Here is a 16,967-nt window from a genome sequence, read left to right as displayed (position 1 = left end):
TCCTCAGCCGGCTGCGGCAAACAGGCCGCGCGGGCGGATCGCCAGCACCAGCGCCATGAAGACGTAGATGAGCATCGAGGCCACCGAGGCGCCGATGCTGGCCGCAGCCGACGGCCCCATGAAGGTGGCGAGCGCGACGGGCAGCAGGAAGCGCCCGAGCGTGTCGATCAGCCCGACCAGCAGCGCGCCGACCAGCGCGCCGTGAATCGAGCCGATGCCGCCGATCACGATGACGACGAAGGCGAGGATCAGCACCGGCTCGCCCATCCCCACCTGCACCGATTGAAGCGCGCCGACCATGGCGCCGGCGAGCCCGGCCAGCGCCGCGCCGAGCGCGAAGACGACCGTGTAGAGCGTGCGGATGTCGACGCCGAGCGCGCCGATCATCTCGCGGTCGCTTTCGCCGGCGCGGATGCGCATGCCGAGCCGGGTTCGCGTGATCAGGAGGTGCAGCCCGATGGCGACCGCAATCCCCACGCCGATGATGGCCACGCGGTAGAGCGGATAGGCCGAGCCGCCCGGCAGGGGGATGGCGCCGGCCAGAAGCGGCGGGATGTTGAGATAGAGCGGAATGGAGCCGAAGATCCAGCGCGTGCCTTCCGAGAAGACGAGGATCAGCGCGAAGGTCGCGAGCACCTGGTCCAGATGATCGCGTTCGTAGAGCCGCCGGATGACGGTGATTTCCATCAGCGCCCCGGCCGCGGCCGCCGCCGCCAGGCTGGCGACGAGGCCGAGCCAGAACGAGCCGGTCGCCGCCGCCACCGTCGCGCAGGCGAACGCGCCCACCATGTAGAGCGAGCCATGGGCGAGGTTGATCAGTCCCATGACGCCGAAGATCAGCGTCAGCCCGGCCGCCATCAGGAACAGCATGACGCCAAACTGGAGGCCGTTGAGGATCTGCTCGATGAGGAGGGCGGTTTGCAAGTCTGTTTCCGGGCGTGCGTGAGGTCGAACGGTTCCCTCGCTGCCTCGCTTGCGGCCGGTTGGCCGCGGGGCGCGGCACCTCTCCCCGGTTGCGTGGGACGAGGAACCGCGGCTCTCGCGATTGGCTGATCCTCTCCCCCGGGCAGGGGGAGAGGTGGTTCGCGAAGCGAACCGGTGAGGGGTGCTTCTCTTCTACTTCCTACATCTTGCAGTCTTTGGCGTAGGCGTCCTCGTGGTTCTCGAAGGCGGTGTCGATGATCTTGTTGGTCAACACGTCGCCCTCCTTCACCACCTCGCGCACGTAGATGTTCTGGATCGGGTGCTGGTTGGTGTTGAATTTGAACGAGCCGCGTACCGAGGCGAAGTCCGCTTCCTTCAGCGCCGCCTTGAAGGCGTCCTTGTCGGAGACGCCCGCCTTGCCCATGGCCGAGAGGATCAGGTTGGCCGTGTCGTAGGACTGCGCGGCATAGACCGACGGCAGGCGGCCGTATTCGGCCTGGAAGGCCTCGACGAAGGCCTTGTTGGCCTCGTTGTCGAGGTCGGGCGACCAGGAAGCCGAGTTCTTGACGCCGAGCGCCGCGTCGCCGATCGCCGGCAGCACGTCCTGGCTGAACGAGAAGGCCGGACCCATCAGCGGCAGGTCGACGCCCGACTGCGCCCACTGCTTGGTGAAGGCGATGCCCATGCCGCCCGGCAGGAAGAAGAACACCGAATCGGCGCCCGAGGCGCGGATCTGCGCGATTTCGGCCGCGTAGTCGGTCTGGCCGAGCTGCGTGTAGACCTCGCCGGCCAGCTCGCCCTTGTAGAAGCGCTTGAAGCCGGTCAGCGAATCCTTGCCGGCCGGATAGTTCGGCGCCAGGATGTAGACCTTCTTGTAGTCCTTGTTGGCATATTCGCCCATCGCCTCGTGGAAATTGTCGTTCTGGTAGGCGACGTTGAAATAGTTGGCGTTGCAGTTGGCGCCGGCCAGCGGCGAGGGGCCGGCATTCGGCGAGATGTAGATGATGCCCTGGCCGGTCGCGCTCGGCACGACGGCCATGGCGAGGTTCGACCAGATGATGCCGGTCAGGATGTCGACCTTGTCGCTCTGGATCATCTTGTCGGCGATCTGGACGGCGATCTCCGGCTTCATCGCGTCGTCCTCGGTGACGACCGTCACGTCGGGATTGTTCGCCTGCTTCATGGCGAGCGCGAAGGCGTCGCGCACGTCGATGCCGAGGCCGGCGCCGCCGCCCGACAGCGTGGTGATCATGCCGATCTTGACCGGCTCGGCGAATGCCAGGCCGCTCACGCTCATGGCGAGGCCCACAATCCCCGCTGCAATGATGGTCTTCATGTTCAGTCTCCCTTTTCTTGCCCTCTGGCTTTCGACCGGGTGCCGCCTTGCGCGACGTTTGTCCGGCATTCCCTGCTTCGGCGGCTGATAGCCGCTCAAAGTTCCGTTCTGACTTTCCACAATTCCGGGAACAGTTCCACCTCCAGCATCCGCCTGAGATAGGAAACCCCGCCGGTGCCGCCGGTGCCGCGCTTCAGCCCGATGATCCGCTCCACCGTCGTCACGTGGTTGAAGCGCCAGCGGCGGAAATAATCCTCGAAGTCGACCAGCTTCTCGGCCAGTTCGTAGAGCGCCCAATGGCGCTCGGGATCCTGGTAGACCGCCTTCCAGGCGCCCATGACGGCGTCGCTCGCAACGCGCTGCTCGCGCAGGTCGGCGCGCTCCGCCTCGCCCGACAGGTCGAAGCCCTCGCGCACGAGCAGCCGGATCGCCTCGTCATAGAGGCTCGGCCGGGCGAGGATGCCCTCCAGCACCGCCGTCGTCGTCGCGTCGTGGCCGTGCGGCTTCAGCATCGCGAGGTTGCGGTTGCCCGCCAGGAACTCGATCGCCCGGTACTGCCAGGACTGGAACCCCGACGACTGGCCGAGCGCGGAGCGAAAGCGCGTGTATTCGCTGGGCGTCATGGTGCGCAGCACGTCCCAGGCACCGTTCAGCTGCTCGAAGATGCGCGCCACCCGCGTCAGCATCTTGAAGGCGGGGCGCAAATCGTCGCGCGCGATGGCCGCCATCGCCGCCGTCAGTTCGTGGATCGCGAGCTTCATCCACAGTTCCGACGTCTGGTGCTGGATGATGAACAGCATCTCGTCGGGCGAGGACGACAGCGGCGCCTGCGCGTCGAGGATGCCGTCGAGCTTCAGATAGTCCGAATAGGACATCCGCCGCGCGAAATCGGTCACCGCGCCGTCCGTCGAGGGATCGTGCGGCGCGCTCACGTGACCTTGGCCCGCTGCTTGAATTCCGGACGGTCCCACAGCCGCTCGCCCATCACGCGCTCCAGGACCTCGGCGGCGCGCACCACGTCGTCGAGGCCGACATAGAGCGGCGTGAAGCCGAAGCGCATGATGTCGGGCGCGCGGAAGTCGCCGACCACGCCGTGGGCGATCGCCGCCTGCATGGCCGCATAGCCCTCGGCAAAGGCGAACGACACCTGGCTGCCGCGCAGCGCGGGATCGCGCGGCGAGGCGAGCGTCAGCTGCGGGCAGCGCGCCTCCACCTCGGCGATGAAGGTCTGCGACAGCTCGATCGAGCGCGCCCGGAGGTCCGCCATCGAGACGCCGTCCCAGACGTCGAGCGCCGCGTCGAGCGAGGCCATCGACAGGATCGGCGGCGTCCCCACCCGCATGCGGTTGACGCCGTCGGCCGGCACGTATCCGAGGTCGAAGGCGAAGGGCGCCGCATGGCCCATCCATCCGGCGAGCGCGGGCGAAACCCGTTCGGCATGCTCGGGACGGACGTAGATGAAGGCCGGCGCGCCGGGGCCGCCGTTGAGATACTTGTAGCCGCAGCCGATGGCGAAATCGGCGCCCGTGCCCGACAGGTCGACGGGCAGCGCGCCGGCCGAATGCGCGAGATCCCAGACCGTCATCACGCCCGCCGCATGCGCCTTGGCGGTGAGGGCGGCCATGTCGTGCAGCCGGCCGCTGCGATAGTCGACCTGCGTCAGCATCAGCACCGCCACCGTCTCGTCGATCGCGCCGTCCACCTCCTCGGGCGCGACGATCTTCAGCACGTGCCCGCGGCCGAGCGCCGCCAGCGCCTGCTGCGCCACATAGAGGTCGGTCGGGAAGTTGCCGCTGTCCGACAGCACCACCTTGCGTTCGCCCGACAGATCGAGAGCCGCCGTCAAGGCCTTGAACAGATTCACCGATGTCGAGTCGCCCGCCACCACCGAGCCCGTCGGCGCGCCGACCAGCCGGCCGATCTTCTTGCCGACGACTTCGGGCAGGTCCATCCAGCCGGCCTCGTTCCAGCCGCGGATCAGCATCCGGCCCCACGAGACCTCGACCTCGCGCGCCACGCGTTCGCGGGCGGCCCGCGGCAAGGGGCCGAGCGAGTTGCCGTCGAGATAGACGATCCCGTCGGGAAGGTCGAAGGCGGCGCGGGTCGCGGTGAAATCGGTCATGGGTACACTGCCGCCGTTCGCGTTCGGGGATGGGCCGGGCGGCGGGGGAGGGGAGCGCGGGGGTTCTCCCGCCATGGGTGGTCGCCTTGTCGGGGGTGGGTGCCGGTGCCCGGGAGATTGCCTCTGCGGCGCTGGATGTCTTCGCGCAGGGCGGTACCCCCACCCCTCACCCCTCCCCACAAGGGGGAGGGGGATTTGCCGCCGTCGCCGCTTGCCAGCCGTGATGTCGATGGGGCGCCCACGCCGACGTCCCCCTCCCCCTTGTGGGGAGGGGTGAGGGGTGGGGGTACGCGGCCTTGCAGGAACAACCCAGCGCCCGCTGATGCTCTCGACGGTGCCGGTTCGAAACTGCCGTTCGTCTGCTGCTCCACCGCCATGCCCGTCATCCTTCCCGCAGCCTGAAGCGCTGGATCTTGCCGGTCTGCGTCTTCGGCAGAGCGGTGGTGAAGATCACCGAGCGGGGATATTTGAACGGGGCGATGGTGGCCTTGACGTGGTCCTGCAGCCGCTTGGCCGTCCCCTCGTCTGGCGCGCAGCCCTGGATGAGCACCACATGCGCCTGCACGATCTGGCCGCGCGCCTCGTCGGCGACGCCGATCACCGCGCATTCAAGGACGTCGGGATGCGACAGCAGCGCCGCCTCCACCTCCGGCCCGGCGATGTTGTAGCCGGCCGAGACGATCAGGTCGTCGGCGCGCGCGGCGAAATGGAACCGGCCGTCCTCGTCTTGGCAGAAGGCGTCGCCGGTGATGTTCCAGCCCTCCCGCACATAATCGCCCTGGCGATCGTCGGCGAGGTAGCGGCAGCCGGTCGGCCCGCGCACCGCAAGCTTGCCGATCGTGCCGCGCGGCACCTCGTTCATGTCCTTGTCGACGATCTTCGCCTCGTAGCCCGTCACCGGCCGACCGGTCGTCGCCGGATGCCGGTCGTCGAGCCGGTTGGAGATGAAGATGTGCAGCATCTCGGTCGCGCCGATGCCGTCGAGGATCGGCTTGCCGGTCTTCCGCGTCCAGTCCTCGAACACCGGGCCGGGCAGCGTCTCGCCGGCCGACACCGCGATCCTGAGCGACGAGAGGTCGGCGCCGTCGTCCATGGCCGCCAGCATGGCGCGATAGGCGGTCGGCGCGGTGAAGCTGATCGTGGCGCGGTACTTCTCGATGATCTCGACCATGTTGGGCGGCGAGGCATTCTCCAGAAGTGCGGCCGCCGCGCCGAAGCGCAGCGGGAAGATCGCGAGCCCGCCCAGCCCGAAGGTGAAGGCGAGCGGCGGCGAGCCGACGAACACGTCGTCCGGCGTCACGCCGAGCACCTCTTTCGCGTAGCCGTCGGCGATGATCAGAAGGTCGCGGTGGAAATGCATCGTCGCCTTCGGCACGCCGGTCGTGCCGGAGGTGAAGCCGAGCAGCGCGACGTCGTCCCGGCCGGTCTTCACCGCCTCGAACCGCACCGGCTTGTCCAGCGCCGCACGGTCGAGTTCGGCATCATGGTTGGCCGTCCCGTCGAAGCCGATCACCTGCTTCAGGAATCGGCTCTGCTTGGCGCAGGCCACCATCTCGTCGAGCGCCCGCGTGTCGCAGAGCGCCAGCGCGATCTCGGCCTTGTCGACGATCTTGCCCAGTTCGCCCGCCCGCAGCATCGGCATGGTGTTGACCACCACCGCCCCGGCCTTGGTGGCGGCCAGCCAGCAGGCCACCACCGCCGGGTTGTTCGGCCCGCGGATCAGGATCCGGTTGCCGGGCCTGACGCCGTAATCCTCCACCAGCGCGTGCGCCAGCCGGTTGGTCCAGTCCGAGAGTTCCTTGTAGGTGCGCCGCCGCCCGTTGCCGATCAGCGCGGTGTGGTCGCCGAAGCCGCGTTCCACCATCCGGTCGGTCAGTTCGACGCCCGCGTTCAGCCATTCGGGGTAGCCAAAGCCGGCCTGGGGAAGCTCCGGCCACTGGTCGGCAGGCGGAAGATTGTCGCGGGCAAACGTGTCGGCGTGGCCGGAGGGTCCGAGGATCATGGCTGGGCTCCCGCGCATACCCCCACCCCTAACCCCTCCCCACAAGGGGGAGGGGAACCCGCTCGTCCCGCCTCTCGCCTGCGAAGCATCTCATTGCCAAGGACGCGACCATGTCCCCCTCCCCCTTGTGGGGAGGGGTTAGGGGTGGGGGTATGCTTCGCCTCGCCGTCTCTCGAACAAGCCGTCATGCGCCCTGGCTCCCCATCACCTGTCTTGCGATCACCACCTTCTGCACGTCGGACGCCCCCTCGTAGATCCGCAGCGCGCGGATCTCGCGGTAGAGGCTTTCGACGATGTGCCCCTTGCGCACGCCGTCGCCGCCATGGATCTGCACCGCCTTGTCGATCACCGACTGCGCGCTGTCGGTGGCATGAAGCTTCGCCATCGCCGCCTCCCGCGTCACGCGCGGCGCGCCCGAATCCTTGGTCCAGGCGGCGCGGTAGACCAGCAGCGCCGAGGCATCGACGTCGAGCGCCATCTCGGCCAGATGGCCTTGCACCATCTGCAGGTCGAACAGCGGTTTTCCAAACAGTTCCCGGCTGTTGGCGCGCAAAAGCGATTCATCGAGTGCACGCCGTGCGAAGCCGAGTGCGGCCGCGCCGACCGTCGAGCGGAACACGTCGAGCACCGACATGGCGATGCGGAAGCCGTCGCCCGGCTTGCCGATCAGGGCCGAGGCCGGCACGCGGACGCCGTCGAAGGAGAGCCTGGCCAGCGGATGCGGCGCGATCACTTCCAGCCGTTCGGCGACGGTGAGCCCCGGCGTCTCGGCCGGCACGAGGAAGCAGGACAGGCCGCGCGCGCCCGGCGCCTCGCCGGTGCGGGCAAACACGGTGTAGACGTCGGCGATCCCGCCATTGGAGATCCAGGTCTTCTCGCCCGACAGCACGTAGTCGCCGCCGTCGCGCGCCGCCGTCATGTCCATGTTGGCGACGTCCGAGCCCGACCGCGGCTCCGACAGCGCAAACGCCGAGATCGCCTCGCCGCGCCGGGTCCTCTCCAGCCAGCGCTGCTGCTCCGCCGTGCCGAACAGGCTGATCGCGCCGGTGCCGAGCCCCTGCATGGCGAAGGCGAAGTCGGCGAGCCCGTCATGGCGCGCCAGCGTCTCGCGGGTGAGGCAGAGCATGCGCACGTCGAGCGGCGCGGGCGTCTCCGGATCGATGGCGGTCGGCATCAGCCAGCCGTCGCGGCCGAGCGCCGCCACCAGACGGCGGCAGGCGGCGTCGACGTCGTGGTGATCGACGGGCAGGTTTTCCGCGCACCACGCCTCCAGCCGTTCGGCATGGGCGCGGTGGCGCGCCTCGAAGAAGGGCCAGGACAGGAAGGAGCGGTCAGGCATGCTGCGTCGCTCCCGGGTTTGACGTCGGCGTTCTACGGCGCCCCCCTTTGTCCTGCCTGACGGGGCGAGCCACTCGTCTCGCCCGGCAGGACAGAGGGGGGCGCGAAGGAACGCGAGGTCCGCGAGTAGGTAGAAATCCAAAGCCTCCCATCTCTCAATCCCCCTGAAACACCGGCTTCGCCTTCGCCACGAAGGCTTCGTAGGCGCGGCGGAAGTCGCCGGTCTGCATGCAGATCGCCTGCGCCTGCGCTTCGGCCTCGATCGCCTGGTCGAGCCCCATCGACCATTCCTGGTTCAGCTGCGTCTTGGTGATCCCGTGCGCGAAGGTGGGGCCGGCGGCGATCGACGCTGCGAGCGACAGCGCCTCGGCTTCCAGCGCCTCGGCCGAGACGATGCGGTTGTAATAGCCCCAGCGCTCGCCCTCGGCGGCCGTCATCGAGCGGCCGGTGTAGAGCAGTTCGGCCGCCCGGCCCTGGCCGATCAGCCTCGGCAGGATCGCGCAGGCGCCCATGTCGCAGCCGGCCAGCCCGACGCGGGTGAACAGGAAGGCGGTCTTGGCCTCGGGCGTCGCGAGCCGGATGTCCGAGGCCATGGTGATGATGGCGCCGGCGCCCACCGCCACGCCGTCCACCGCCGAGATGATCGGCTTGCCGCAATGGATCATCGCCTTGACGAAATCGCCCGTCATGCGCGTGAAGGCGATGAGGCCCTTCATGTCCATCTTCGTCAGCGGGCCGATGATCTCGTGCACGTCGCCGCCCGACGAGAAGTTGCCGCCATTGGGCAGGAACACCACCACGTCGATGTCGTCGGCATAGACCAGCGCCCGGAACGTGTCGCGCAACTCGGCATAGCTCTCGAAGGTCAGCGGGTTCTTGCGGTCGGGACGGTTGAGGCGCACCTGCGCCACGCCGTCCTTCGCCTCCCAGAGGAAGTGCTGCGGGGTCAGCCCGGCCATCGCGGTCAATGTTCATCCTCCCAGTTGCTGCGAAACGTCTTCAGCATCGTCGACAGGCGTCGCGCGTCCTGTTCGCCGACACCGCCCAGAAGCTCGTCGATCCAGCCTTCATGCGCGGCCGCCATGCTGCGAAACGCTTCGGCGCCTTGCTCGGTCAGCGTCACGATCGAGGTGCGGCGGTCGCCGTCGCGACGCGTGCGCGCCACGAAGCCGTCATTGACGAGACGGTCCACGATGCCCGTCACGTTGCCGTTGGACACCAGCAGGGTGCGCGACAGGTCGCTCATCAGCATGCCGTCCGGCGTGCGGTTCAGCGCCGCCATCACGTCGAAGCGGGGCAGGGTGGTCTCGAATTCGCGCTTCAGCCGTCCCTGCAGCTCGTTCTCGACGATGCGCGAGGCGCGCAGCAGCCGGATCCACAGCCTCAGCCGCTCCTTGGAGGCCGGCGGTGCGTCGAGCGCAGCGAGGGGTGCGTCCGCCATCGTCAGCCTCCCGTGATCGCGACCGGCTGTCCGGTGACGGAGATCGCCGCGTCGCTCGCCAGCCACAGCACCGCGCCCGCCACCTCCTCGGGCTTGATCAGCCGGTGGTTCGGGTTGAAGGCGGCGAAACCCTCACGCGCCTGCTCTTCGCTCCGCCCGGTCTTCTCCATCACCCGGGCGATCGACTCCTCCAGCATCTCGGTCTCGACATAGCCGGGGCAGATCGCATTGACGGTCACGCCGGTCTTCAGCAGTTCCGCCGCCAGTGCCCGCATCAGGCCCACCACGCCATGCTTGGACGCGACATAGGGCGCCACATAGGCCGAGCCGCGCAGACCCGCCACCGAAGCGATGAAGATCAGCCGCCCGCGCTTGCGCTCCGCCATGCCGGCCAGCGCCGGGCGCACGGTCAGGAACGCGCCGGTCAGGTTGACGTCGAGGATCCGGTTCCAGTCGGCGAGCGTCGTCTTGTGCGCCGGCGCGCTCGACGCGATCCCGGCATTGGCCACCACGATCTCGATCGGCCCGCGCGCGGCCTGCGCTTGCGTGTAGAGCGCCTCCACGGAGGCCTCGTCGGTCACGTCGGCCGTCATGGCATGGATGCGCGGGTTCAGCGCCGCCACGGCTTCCAGCGGCTCCGCCCGGCGGCCGCAGATCGTCACCTCGACGCCCGCTTCCGCCAGCGCCAGCGCGGTTGCCTTGCCGATGCCGGTCGCGCCCCCGGTGACGAGTGCGTGGGAGAGGGAGATGGTCATGGGCGAGACCTCTCGAGGGGGCGCGCCAGAGTTCCAGAATTTCCGGAAATGCTCCGGGCGCTACCCATTTGAACCGCCACCATCACACCTTCCCCGTCATCTGCTCTTGCCGCTCCGCCAGCCGGTAGAGCTGGTCGCGGCCGGCCAGATAGGGCTTGGGCCACGCCACGCCGCGATCGCCGAGGGACGCTGCCGCGTGCAGCGTCCAGTAGGGGTCGGCCAGATGCGGCCGTGCGAGGCAGACGAGATCGGCGCGGCCGGCCATCAGGATCGAGTTGACGTGGTCGGGCTCGTAGATGTTGCCCACCGCCATGGTCGCCATGCCGGTCTCGTTGCGGATGCGGTCGGAAAACGGCGTCTGGAACATGCGGCCATAGACGGGCTTTGCCTGCTTCGACGTCTGCCCGGCCGACACGTCGCAGATGTCGACGCCCGCATCCTTCAGCATCCGCGCGATGGCGACCGCCTCCTGCGGCGTGACGCCGTCCTCGCCGACCCAGTCATTAGCCGAGATGCGCACCGAGATCGGCTTCTCGTCCGGCCATGCGGCCCGCACGGCGCGGAACACCTCCAGCGGATAGCGCATGCGGTTTGCGAGGCTGCCGCCATATTCGTCGGTTCGGCGGTTGGTCACCGGCGTGATGAAGGAGGACAGCAGATAGCCATGCGCCATGTGCAGCTCGATCATGTCGAAGCCGCAGCGCTGCGCCATCTCAGCCGACGCCACGAACTGGTCGCGCACCATGTCCATGTCGGCGCGGTCCATCGCCTTCGGCACGGCGTTGATCTCCGACCAGGCGATGGCGGAGGCCGACAGCAGCGGCCAGTTGCCTTCGGGCAGCGGGCAGTCGGCGTCCTCCCAGCCCACCTGCGTCGAGCCCTTGGCGCCGGCATGGCCGATCTGGGCGCAGATCTTCGCCTCGGTTTCGGCATGGACGAAATCCACCAGCCGCTTCCATGCCGTCTCGTGCTCCGGCGCGTAGAAGCCGGGGCAGCCGGGCGTGATGCGGCCGTCCGGCGACACGCAGGTCATCTCGATCGTCAGCATCGCCGCGCCGCCCTTGGCGCGCTCGGCATAATGGGCGAAGTGCCAGTCGGTCGGGCAGCCGTCGACGGCCTTGTACTGCGCCATCGGCGAGACGACGACGCGATTCGCCAGCGTCATGTCGCGCAGCCTGAACGGCGCAAACATCGGCGCCCGCGCCGTGTTGGCCGGGCTTCCGGCCTGCACCTGGAACCAGCGCTCGGCGCCGCCCAGCCAGTCCTTGTCGCGCAGCCTGAGGTTCTCGTGGCTGATGCGCTGCGAGCGGGTCAGCAGCGAATAGTTGAACTGCACCGGATCGAGATTGAGGTAGCGCTCGATGTCCTCGAACCATTCCAGCGAGTTGCGCGCCGCCGATTGCAGCTTCAGCACCTCGGTGCGCCGCGCCGCCTCGTACTTCTCGAAGGCGGCGGCGAGCGTTGCCTCCGAGGTCACGTAGTCGGCGAGCGCGATGGCGCTCTCGACGGCCAGCTTGGTGCCCGAGCCGATCGAGAAATGCGCGCTCGCCGCCGCGTCGCCCATCAGCGCCAGGTTTGCGTGCGACCAGCGCTCGCACAAGACGCGCGGGAAATTGATCCAGGCCGAGCCGCGCACATGGTTGGCGTTGGACATCAGCGCATGGCCGCCGAGATGGTCCCTGAAGATCGCCTCGCAGGTCGCGATGGACTCCTCCTTCGACATCGCGCCGAAGCCGAAACGGTCCCAGGTCTCCTGGCTGCACTCGACGATGAAGGTCGCGGTGTCGGGATCGAACTGGTAGGCATGCGCCCACACCCAGCCCTTGTCCGTCTCCTCGAAGATGAAGGTGAAGGCGTCGTCGAATTTCTGGTGCGTGCCCAGCCAGACGAACTTGCAGGCCCGCATCTCGATGTCGGGCTTGAACACGTCGGCGAAGGCCGTGCGGGTCTTCGAGTTCAGCCCGTCCGAGGCCACCACCAGGTCGTAGCGCTCCATGTAGTGCTGCGGTTCGCGCGCCTCGGTCTCGAAGGCGAGATCGACGCCGAGCTCGCGGGCGCGCTCCTGCAGAAGCACGAGCAGCTGCTTGCGGCCGATGCCGCAGAAACCATGGCCGGAGGACACCGTCCGCGTGCGCCGGTAGAGCACGGCGATGTCGTCCCAGTAGGCGAAATGGGCGCGGATGCGTTCGGCGCTGACGGGATCGTTCTTCGCCAGATTGTCCAGCGTCTCGTCCGAGAGCACCACGCCCCAGCCGAACGTGTCGTCGGGCTTGTTGCGCTCGATGACGGTGACGTCATGCGCGGCATCCCGCAGCTTCATCGAGATGGCGAAATAGAGACCGGCTGGGCCGCCGCCGAGGACCGCGATCTTCATCTCGCCTTCGTCTCCATTGCCTGTGACGTGACGGCAGCATGACAGCGGTCGTTTTTTATTTCAAGCTTGAAATTTCAAGATTGAAGGAATTAGTGTGGCGGCTCCGATCATCGACAGTTGCGGCGGCTTCGACGCCGACATCCTCGGGCTTGTCCCGAGGATCTGCCGACCGTCGAGGGTCCGGCGCGTTCCGGCACTCCGCCGCGTGGCAGGATATGCGTGAAACCCGAGGTCGGGGCGGATCCTCGGTACAAGGCCGAGGATGACGGCCCGTGCCGCTGCGCCGCCGTTCTCGCCCGTCGGGTGAGCGAAGGAAGGAGCGACGCGATCGGTCGAAACGTGGCGCGCGAAAAATCCGCGGGGCCGGTTCCCCGCGCTCGCCAAGCCGCTACAATCGCGCCAAAGGACAGGGCGGTTCGCCGCCGTCAGGGAGAGAGCATCATGATCAGCCGCCGCATCGCCGATTGGGACGACGCCTATGCCAATGGCCCCAACATTCCGGGCGGCGACCGCTGGCCGGCGGCGTGGATGGAGCCGGCGCGCGCCTATCGCGAGGAACTGGAGGCGGCCGGCCGCGCGCGTCTGGGGGTCGCCTATGGGCCGGGCGAGCGCAACGCCTACGATCTCTTTCTCCCGGAGGTCGAGCCGACCGGCCTCGTCGTCTTCGTCCATGGCGGCTACTGGATGCGCCTCGAGCGCGCGCTGTGGTCGCATCTGGCGCGCGGCGCGGTCGACAGCGGTTTCGCGGTCGCCATGCCGTCCTACACGCTGTGCCCGCAGGTGCGCATCCGCGACATCACGGCCGAGGTCGGCCAGGCGATCGAACACGCGGCGGCCGGCGTCGGAGGACCGATGTTCCTGGCCGGCCATTCCGCCGGCGGGCACCTCGCCTCGCGCATGGTCTGCGAGAACTCGCCCTTGCCGGCGGCCCTGCGCGAGCGCATCCGCAACGTGGTCTCGATCTCGGGCGTGCACGACCTTCGGCCGCTGATGCGCACCGCCATGAACGAGACGCTGCGGCTCGACGCCGCCGAAGCGGCGGCCGAGAGCCCGGCATTGCTCGCGCCGGCGCCGGGCACGCGCATCTGCTGCTGGGTCGGAGCGGGCGAACGCGCCGAATTCATCCGCCAGAACGCGCTGCTCGCCAATGTCTGGACCGGGCTCGGCGCCGAGACATGCTGCGTAGAGGAGCCCGACCGCCACCATTTCAACGTCATCGACGGGTTGGCGGATGCATCGCACGTGCTGACCCGCACGCTGTTGACAGGCTGACGCGATCCGCCGAAGGTCGAACCAGCGCGACGGCCGGGCGGTCGTCGCGTGCATCAGATGGAGTGCCCATGCGAGCCGTATTCGTCCAGGTCCAGTGTATCCCGGGCAAGACCTACGAGGTCGCCGACGCGCTGTTCGAGCGCGAGATCGCCTCCGAGCTCTATTCGACCAGCGGCGACTACGATCTCCTGATGAAGCTCTACATCCCCGAGGACGTCGACATCGGCAAGTTCATCGACGAGAACGTCGCCAACGTGCCGGGCATCTTCCGCACCTTGACCACGCTCACCTTCAAGGCATTCTGAGGCTCTTGATCCTCCCCCGTTCACGGGGGAGGGGGACCATGCGAAGCATGGTGGAGGGGGCGCGCTCCTTGCGAAGCTGCCGGAGAGCATGATCTCCCCCCTCGTGGGGGAGATGCCGGCAGGCAGAGGGGGGCGCGAAGGGGCGCGGCTTCTCCGACTGGCTGACGGGACGTTGATGTCCGCTCGATGATCGTTGCAGGGTCACCCACCACCGCGTGCAATCTACGGCGCCCCCCTCTGGCCTACCGGCCATCTCCCCCTCAAGGGCTTAGCGTCGCTCCACCCCCGCTCACGCCAGCGCCAAGTCCCGCCGCGTCCGCGTGCGCATCAGGATCGCCACCATCACCGCGACGTTGAGCATGTTCCAGGCGATGCCGTTGAGGAAGGCCGCCGCATAGGAGCCGGTCATGTCGTAGATCGCGCCCGACGCCCAGCCGCCGACGGCCATGCCGGCGATCGTCGCCATGATGACGATGCCGATCCGCTCGCCGGCCTCGCGCGGCGGCAGGTATTCGCGCACGATGATGGCGTAGCACGGCACGATGCCGCCCTGCGACAGGCCGAAGACGAAGGACACGACGTAGAGCGAGGCCAGCCCGTCGAACGGGATGTAGAGCAGCAGCGACAGCCCTTGCAGCACCGAGCCGATGAGCAGCGTCTTCACCCCGCCGATCCGGTCGGCGACATAGCCCGACAGCAACCGGCTGACGATGCCGGCGGCCAGCATCAGCGACAGCATCTCGGCGCCGCGCGCCACGCCGAAGCCGAGATCCGCGCAATAGGCGACGATGTGCACCTGCGGCATCGCCATCGCCATGCAGCAGCCGAAGCCGGCGATGATCAGGAGCGTCAGCAGGGCGCGGTTCGACAGGTCGATGGTGAATTTCGGCTTGGGAACGAAGCCCGCGCCGCCGGCGGGTTCCGGCGCCTGGCCGCGCAGCAGCATCGACAGCGGCACGATCGTGACGACGCAGAAGATGCCGATCCCCAGCGATGTCACCCGCCAGCCGCCGTTCTCCAGTCCGTATTGCACCACGAAGGGCCAGATCGCGCCGGCGAGGTAGTTGCCCGTCGCCGAGGCGGCCACCGCGATGCCGCGCTGCTTCTCGAACCAGCGCGAGACGTCGGCCATCAGCGGCCCGAAGGTCGCCGCCGTGCCGATGCCGATCAGGAGTTGCGCCGCCGCCAGCATCCAGATGCTCGGTGCATAGGCCGCCGCCGCAAAGCCCACCGCCGAGATGACGGCGGCGACCGCCACCGGCACGGCCACGCCCATCCGGTCGACGAAGCGGCCGATGACGACGTTGCCGACCGCAAAGCCCACCATCGTCAGCGTGTAGGGCAGCGATGCCTCGCCGCGGCCGACGCCGAACTCGGCCTGCGCGGCCGGCAGCATGACCACGATCGCCCACATGCCGACGCTGCCGATCGTGCCGAGCAGCATGGCGATGCCGAGCCGGAACCAGGAATACGGCCCGTCCGGCGCGTAGGCGCGGCCGGGCGAGGGGGCAGCGGCTTTTGTCACGAAGTCCTCCCGGAGCGTTGAACGCCCCGGATCGACGATGGCGGAGGAGCAGCCCGCGTTCTACCCGCCAGTGGCGCAAGGGTGCTGGGCCAGGGAAGAATACAACTAATAATAGACAGTGTATGATTATGTGCGTATAAGTAGCATTCTTTGCGAATGCGGCGGGGGTCATGCATGGCACAGGGGGACGGAGGTGCGAACGGGCCCGAAGGCCGCTTCAAGTTTCTCCTGCTCGTCTTCAAATGGGCCAGGAACGCCCTGAACCGCATCATGATGGCGGTCGAACGGGAGACCCGGCTGCCGTATTGGGAGCGATGCACCGCATCGGGAGCCGGCCTCGTCATCCTGACATTGATGGTCGTCCTGCCGACCTGGGCCTATTCGCCCAACTCGATGCTTGCCTTTGCCGACGTCGTCGGCAAGTCGCCGGTGGTCACTGGGGCTCCGATCCTCGGCCTGCTGGGTATCTATTCGCATGTCTGCGCCTCGCTGCAGAAGGCGGGGGCCTTCTCCGAGCACTTCATGCGAGGCTTCCTGCTGCCACCGTTCCTGTTCATCACGCTCTATGCGCTGATCACCATCCTGTTTCTCGTTTTCACCATCTTGAAGCTTCTGTTGCTAACCCTCGGATTCGGAGGATGAGATGAAACTGGCATTCGTCGGCGCCATCTTCATGGTCATGTCGGCCTCGGCCCTCGCACAGCAGGGAGGGCCGGTGTCGACGGCTGCGATCGCCCCTCCCGATCGCGCCGATTTCAAGTCGATTCCGGTGACGCATGGCGTACTGCCGGCTCTGCCTCTCCTTGACGAACGGAACAACCCGATCGGCTACTCCCTGTCCACCTCCGTCTCGGCGCGCCCGGCGACCATCCGCAACACGCTCGGCCAGCTTACCGGGTCGCTCGTCGGCGGGGCGCAGGCGGAGAACTCGCGAATTCTGTTCCTGTACGACATTTCCAGCGAAGAGGAGCTGTCGACGCTGCTCGGCGCCGCGTCGGACCAGGACCGGCCATATGTCGTCTATGTTCTTGCGAGAAACCGAACGGACGAGAACCTGATGGGAGCGCCTGTCGTGCTGCTGCCCGACTTCGATCTGCCGGGCGAGCAGAACCTCGATCAGGCTAACCGGATCGCATATGATGCGATCTCCTGGGGCATCTCCAGGGGCTACAGCGAATCCGGCGCGCTGACCGACGACGGTCGCCTGCTGCTCGCGGTGTCGGCGATGGTTCCGGGACTGCCCGCGGGCGAGAAGGTCATCGCTTCCGGCTCGCCGGAATGGAATGTCTATTCCGACGTGAAGTTTGTGACGGACGCCGTGCAGGACCTGGCAGCGTCGGCGCCCAGATAGGCGCCGCTAAACCTTCACCACCACCTTCATGAAGTCCGGCAGGTCGTCGCCGAAGCCGACGATACCGTCGTTCATGTCGTCGTTGCGCCGGTGCCGGTTCGAATTGGCGGGCGCGCGGCTGGGCGCCGGCACGGGGCGCGGCGGGGCCGGGCGGCGCGCGGCATTGTCGGAGCGGATCGCATCCTTGCGCTCGCGACGCACCACCGGTGCGGCGTCCGCCTC

15 protein-coding genes and 1 pseudogene are annotated in these 16,967 nt (G+C 68.0%); 4 read left to right on the top strand and 12 right to left on the bottom strand.

Annotated features, from left to right (window positions below):
• Window positions 1-3 precede the first annotated feature (3 nt).
• From EJC49_RS14135 to EJC49_RS14090, 10 genes are all read right to left on the bottom strand, one after another.
• On the bottom strand, window positions 4-924 hold the full coding sequence (locus EJC49_RS14135) for a branched-chain amino acid ABC transporter permease (RefSeq protein ID WP_126700586.1): 921 nt from the start codon (window positions 922-924) through the stop codon (window positions 4-6).
• Between the two features lie 199 nt (window positions 925-1,123).
• Window positions 1,124-2,260 (bottom strand): ABC transporter substrate-binding protein, encoded by a 1,137-nt coding sequence (locus tag EJC49_RS14130; protein WP_126700585.1) that lies wholly within the window; start codon window positions 2,258-2,260, stop codon window positions 1,124-1,126.
• Between the two features lie 95 nt (window positions 2,261-2,355).
• Complete coding sequence (gene kynA / locus EJC49_RS14125) at window positions 2,356-3,192, bottom strand: tryptophan 2,3-dioxygenase (protein ID WP_126700584.1); 837 nt, start codon at window positions 3,190-3,192, stop codon at window positions 2,356-2,358.
• Window positions 3,189-4,382 carry a kynureninase gene (gene kynU, locus EJC49_RS14120; RefSeq protein WP_126700583.1) on the bottom strand — a complete coding sequence of 398 codons (1,194 nt, stop codon included), beginning with the start codon at window positions 4,380-4,382 and terminating at the stop codon, window positions 3,189-3,191. Before kynU ends, kynA begins: the two co-directional genes overlap by 4 nt.
• A 382-nt stretch (window positions 4,383-4,764) precedes the next feature.
• Window positions 4,765-6,381, bottom strand: a complete 1,617-nt coding sequence (locus EJC49_RS14115; RefSeq protein ID WP_126700650.1) for an AMP-binding protein — start codon at window positions 6,379-6,381, stop codon at window positions 4,765-4,767.
• A 187-nt stretch (window positions 6,382-6,568) separates the two neighbouring features.
• Window positions 6,569-7,723 (bottom strand): acyl-CoA dehydrogenase family protein, encoded by a 1,155-nt coding sequence (locus tag EJC49_RS14110; RefSeq protein ID WP_126700582.1) that lies wholly within the window; start codon window positions 7,721-7,723, stop codon window positions 6,569-6,571.
• A 154-nt stretch (window positions 7,724-7,877) separates the two neighbouring features.
• On the bottom strand, window positions 7,878-8,690 hold the full coding sequence (locus EJC49_RS14105; protein WP_126700581.1) for an enoyl-CoA hydratase family protein: 813 nt from the start codon (window positions 8,688-8,690) through the stop codon (window positions 7,878-7,880).
• The gene (locus EJC49_RS14100) at window positions 8,687-9,163 is read right to left on the bottom strand and encodes a MarR family winged helix-turn-helix transcriptional regulator (protein ID WP_126700580.1); all 477 of its coding nucleotides are present in this window, start codon (window positions 9,161-9,163) and stop codon (window positions 8,687-8,689) included. The genes EJC49_RS14105 and EJC49_RS14100 overlap by 4 nt, the downstream gene beginning before the upstream one ends.
• Window positions 9,164-9,165: 2 nt before the next feature.
• Complete coding sequence (locus EJC49_RS14095) at window positions 9,166-9,918, bottom strand: SDR family NAD(P)-dependent oxidoreductase (RefSeq protein ID WP_126700579.1); 753 nt, start codon at window positions 9,916-9,918, stop codon at window positions 9,166-9,168.
• An 82-nt stretch (window positions 9,919-10,000) separates the two neighbouring features.
• On the bottom strand, window positions 10,001-12,292 hold the full coding sequence (locus tag EJC49_RS14090) for a bifunctional salicylyl-CoA 5-hydroxylase/oxidoreductase (protein WP_126700578.1): 2,292 nt from the start codon (window positions 12,290-12,292) through the stop codon (window positions 10,001-10,003).
• A 441-nt stretch (window positions 12,293-12,733) separates the two neighbouring features.
• Here EJC49_RS14090 and EJC49_RS14085 point away from each other — a divergent pair, with 441 nt between their 5' ends.
• Both EJC49_RS14085 and EJC49_RS14080 read left to right on the top strand, forming a co-directional pair.
• Complete coding sequence (locus tag EJC49_RS14085) at window positions 12,734-13,564, top strand: alpha/beta hydrolase (protein WP_126700577.1); 831 nt, start codon at window positions 12,734-12,736, stop codon at window positions 13,562-13,564.
• Between the two features lie 68 nt (window positions 13,565-13,632).
• Entirely contained in the window at window positions 13,633-13,869 is a 237-nt protein-coding gene (locus EJC49_RS14080) for an Lrp/AsnC ligand binding domain-containing protein (RefSeq protein ID WP_126700576.1), read from the top strand.
• A gap of 289 nt (window positions 13,870-14,158) precedes the next feature.
• On the opposite strand, the gene EJC49_RS14075 is transcribed toward EJC49_RS14080, so the two are convergent.
• Complete coding sequence (locus EJC49_RS14075) at window positions 14,159-15,394, bottom strand: MFS transporter (RefSeq protein WP_425358817.1); 1,236 nt, start codon at window positions 15,392-15,394, stop codon at window positions 14,159-14,161.
• Window positions 15,395-15,568: 174 nt separating this feature from the next.
• Between EJC49_RS14075 and EJC49_RS14070 the strand changes: the two genes are divergently transcribed.
• Both EJC49_RS14070 and EJC49_RS14065 read left to right on the top strand, forming a co-directional pair.
• Window positions 15,569-16,036, top strand: coding sequence for a hypothetical protein (locus EJC49_RS14070; RefSeq protein WP_126700575.1), 468 nt, complete (start codon window positions 15,569-15,571; stop codon window positions 16,034-16,036).
• Window position 16,037: 1 nt separating this feature from the next.
• Complete coding sequence (locus EJC49_RS14065; protein WP_126700574.1) at window positions 16,038-16,745, top strand: BTB/POZ domain-containing protein; 708 nt, start codon at window positions 16,038-16,040, stop codon at window positions 16,743-16,745.
• A gap of 6 nt (window positions 16,746-16,751) precedes the next feature.
• Here the strand turns inward: EJC49_RS14065 and EJC49_RS25685 are convergent.
• Window positions 16,752-16,967: pseudogene (locus tag EJC49_RS25685) on the bottom strand (DEAD/DEAH box helicase); the annotation flags it as partial.

Source organism: Aquibium carbonis (genome assembly GCF_003970795.1).
Taxonomy (GTDB): domain Bacteria; phylum Pseudomonadota; class Alphaproteobacteria; order Rhizobiales; family Rhizobiaceae; genus Aquibium; species Aquibium carbonis.
Note: the sequence above shows the minus strand (reverse complement) of the source record. Positions and strands in the feature narration are given on the sequence as shown.

Excerpts from the sequence above, each read along its gene's own strand:
- kynU (WP_126700583.1), bottom strand. The coding sequence starts at position 4,382 with ATGACCGATTTCACCGCGACCCGCGCCGCCTTCGACCTTCCCGACGGG.
- EJC49_RS14100 (WP_126700580.1), bottom strand. The coding sequence starts at position 9,163 with ATGGCGGACGCACCCCTCGCTGCGCTCGACGCACCGCCGGCCTCCAAG.
- EJC49_RS14110 (WP_126700582.1), bottom strand. The coding sequence starts at position 7,723 with ATGCCTGACCGCTCCTTCCTGTCCTGGCCCTTCTTCGAGGCGCGCCAC.
- EJC49_RS14080 (WP_126700576.1), top strand. The coding sequence starts at position 13,633 with ATGCGAGCCGTATTCGTCCAGGTCCAGTGTATCCCGGGCAAGACCTAC.
- EJC49_RS14130 (WP_126700585.1), bottom strand. The coding sequence starts at position 2,260 with ATGAAGACCATCATTGCAGCGGGGATTGTGGGCCTCGCCATGAGCGTG.
- EJC49_RS14085 (WP_126700577.1), top strand. The coding sequence starts at position 12,734 with ATGATCAGCCGCCGCATCGCCGATTGGGACGACGCCTATGCCAATGGC.
- EJC49_RS14070 (WP_126700575.1), top strand. The coding sequence starts at position 15,569 with ATGGCACAGGGGGACGGAGGTGCGAACGGGCCCGAAGGCCGCTTCAAG.
- EJC49_RS14065 (WP_126700574.1), top strand. The coding sequence starts at position 16,038 with ATGAAACTGGCATTCGTCGGCGCCATCTTCATGGTCATGTCGGCCTCG.
- EJC49_RS14095 (WP_126700579.1), bottom strand. The coding sequence starts at position 9,918 with ATGACCATCTCCCTCTCCCACGCACTCGTCACCGGGGGCGCGACCGGC.
- EJC49_RS14090 (WP_126700578.1), bottom strand. The coding sequence starts at position 12,292 with ATGAAGATCGCGGTCCTCGGCGGCGGCCCAGCCGGTCTCTATTTCGCC.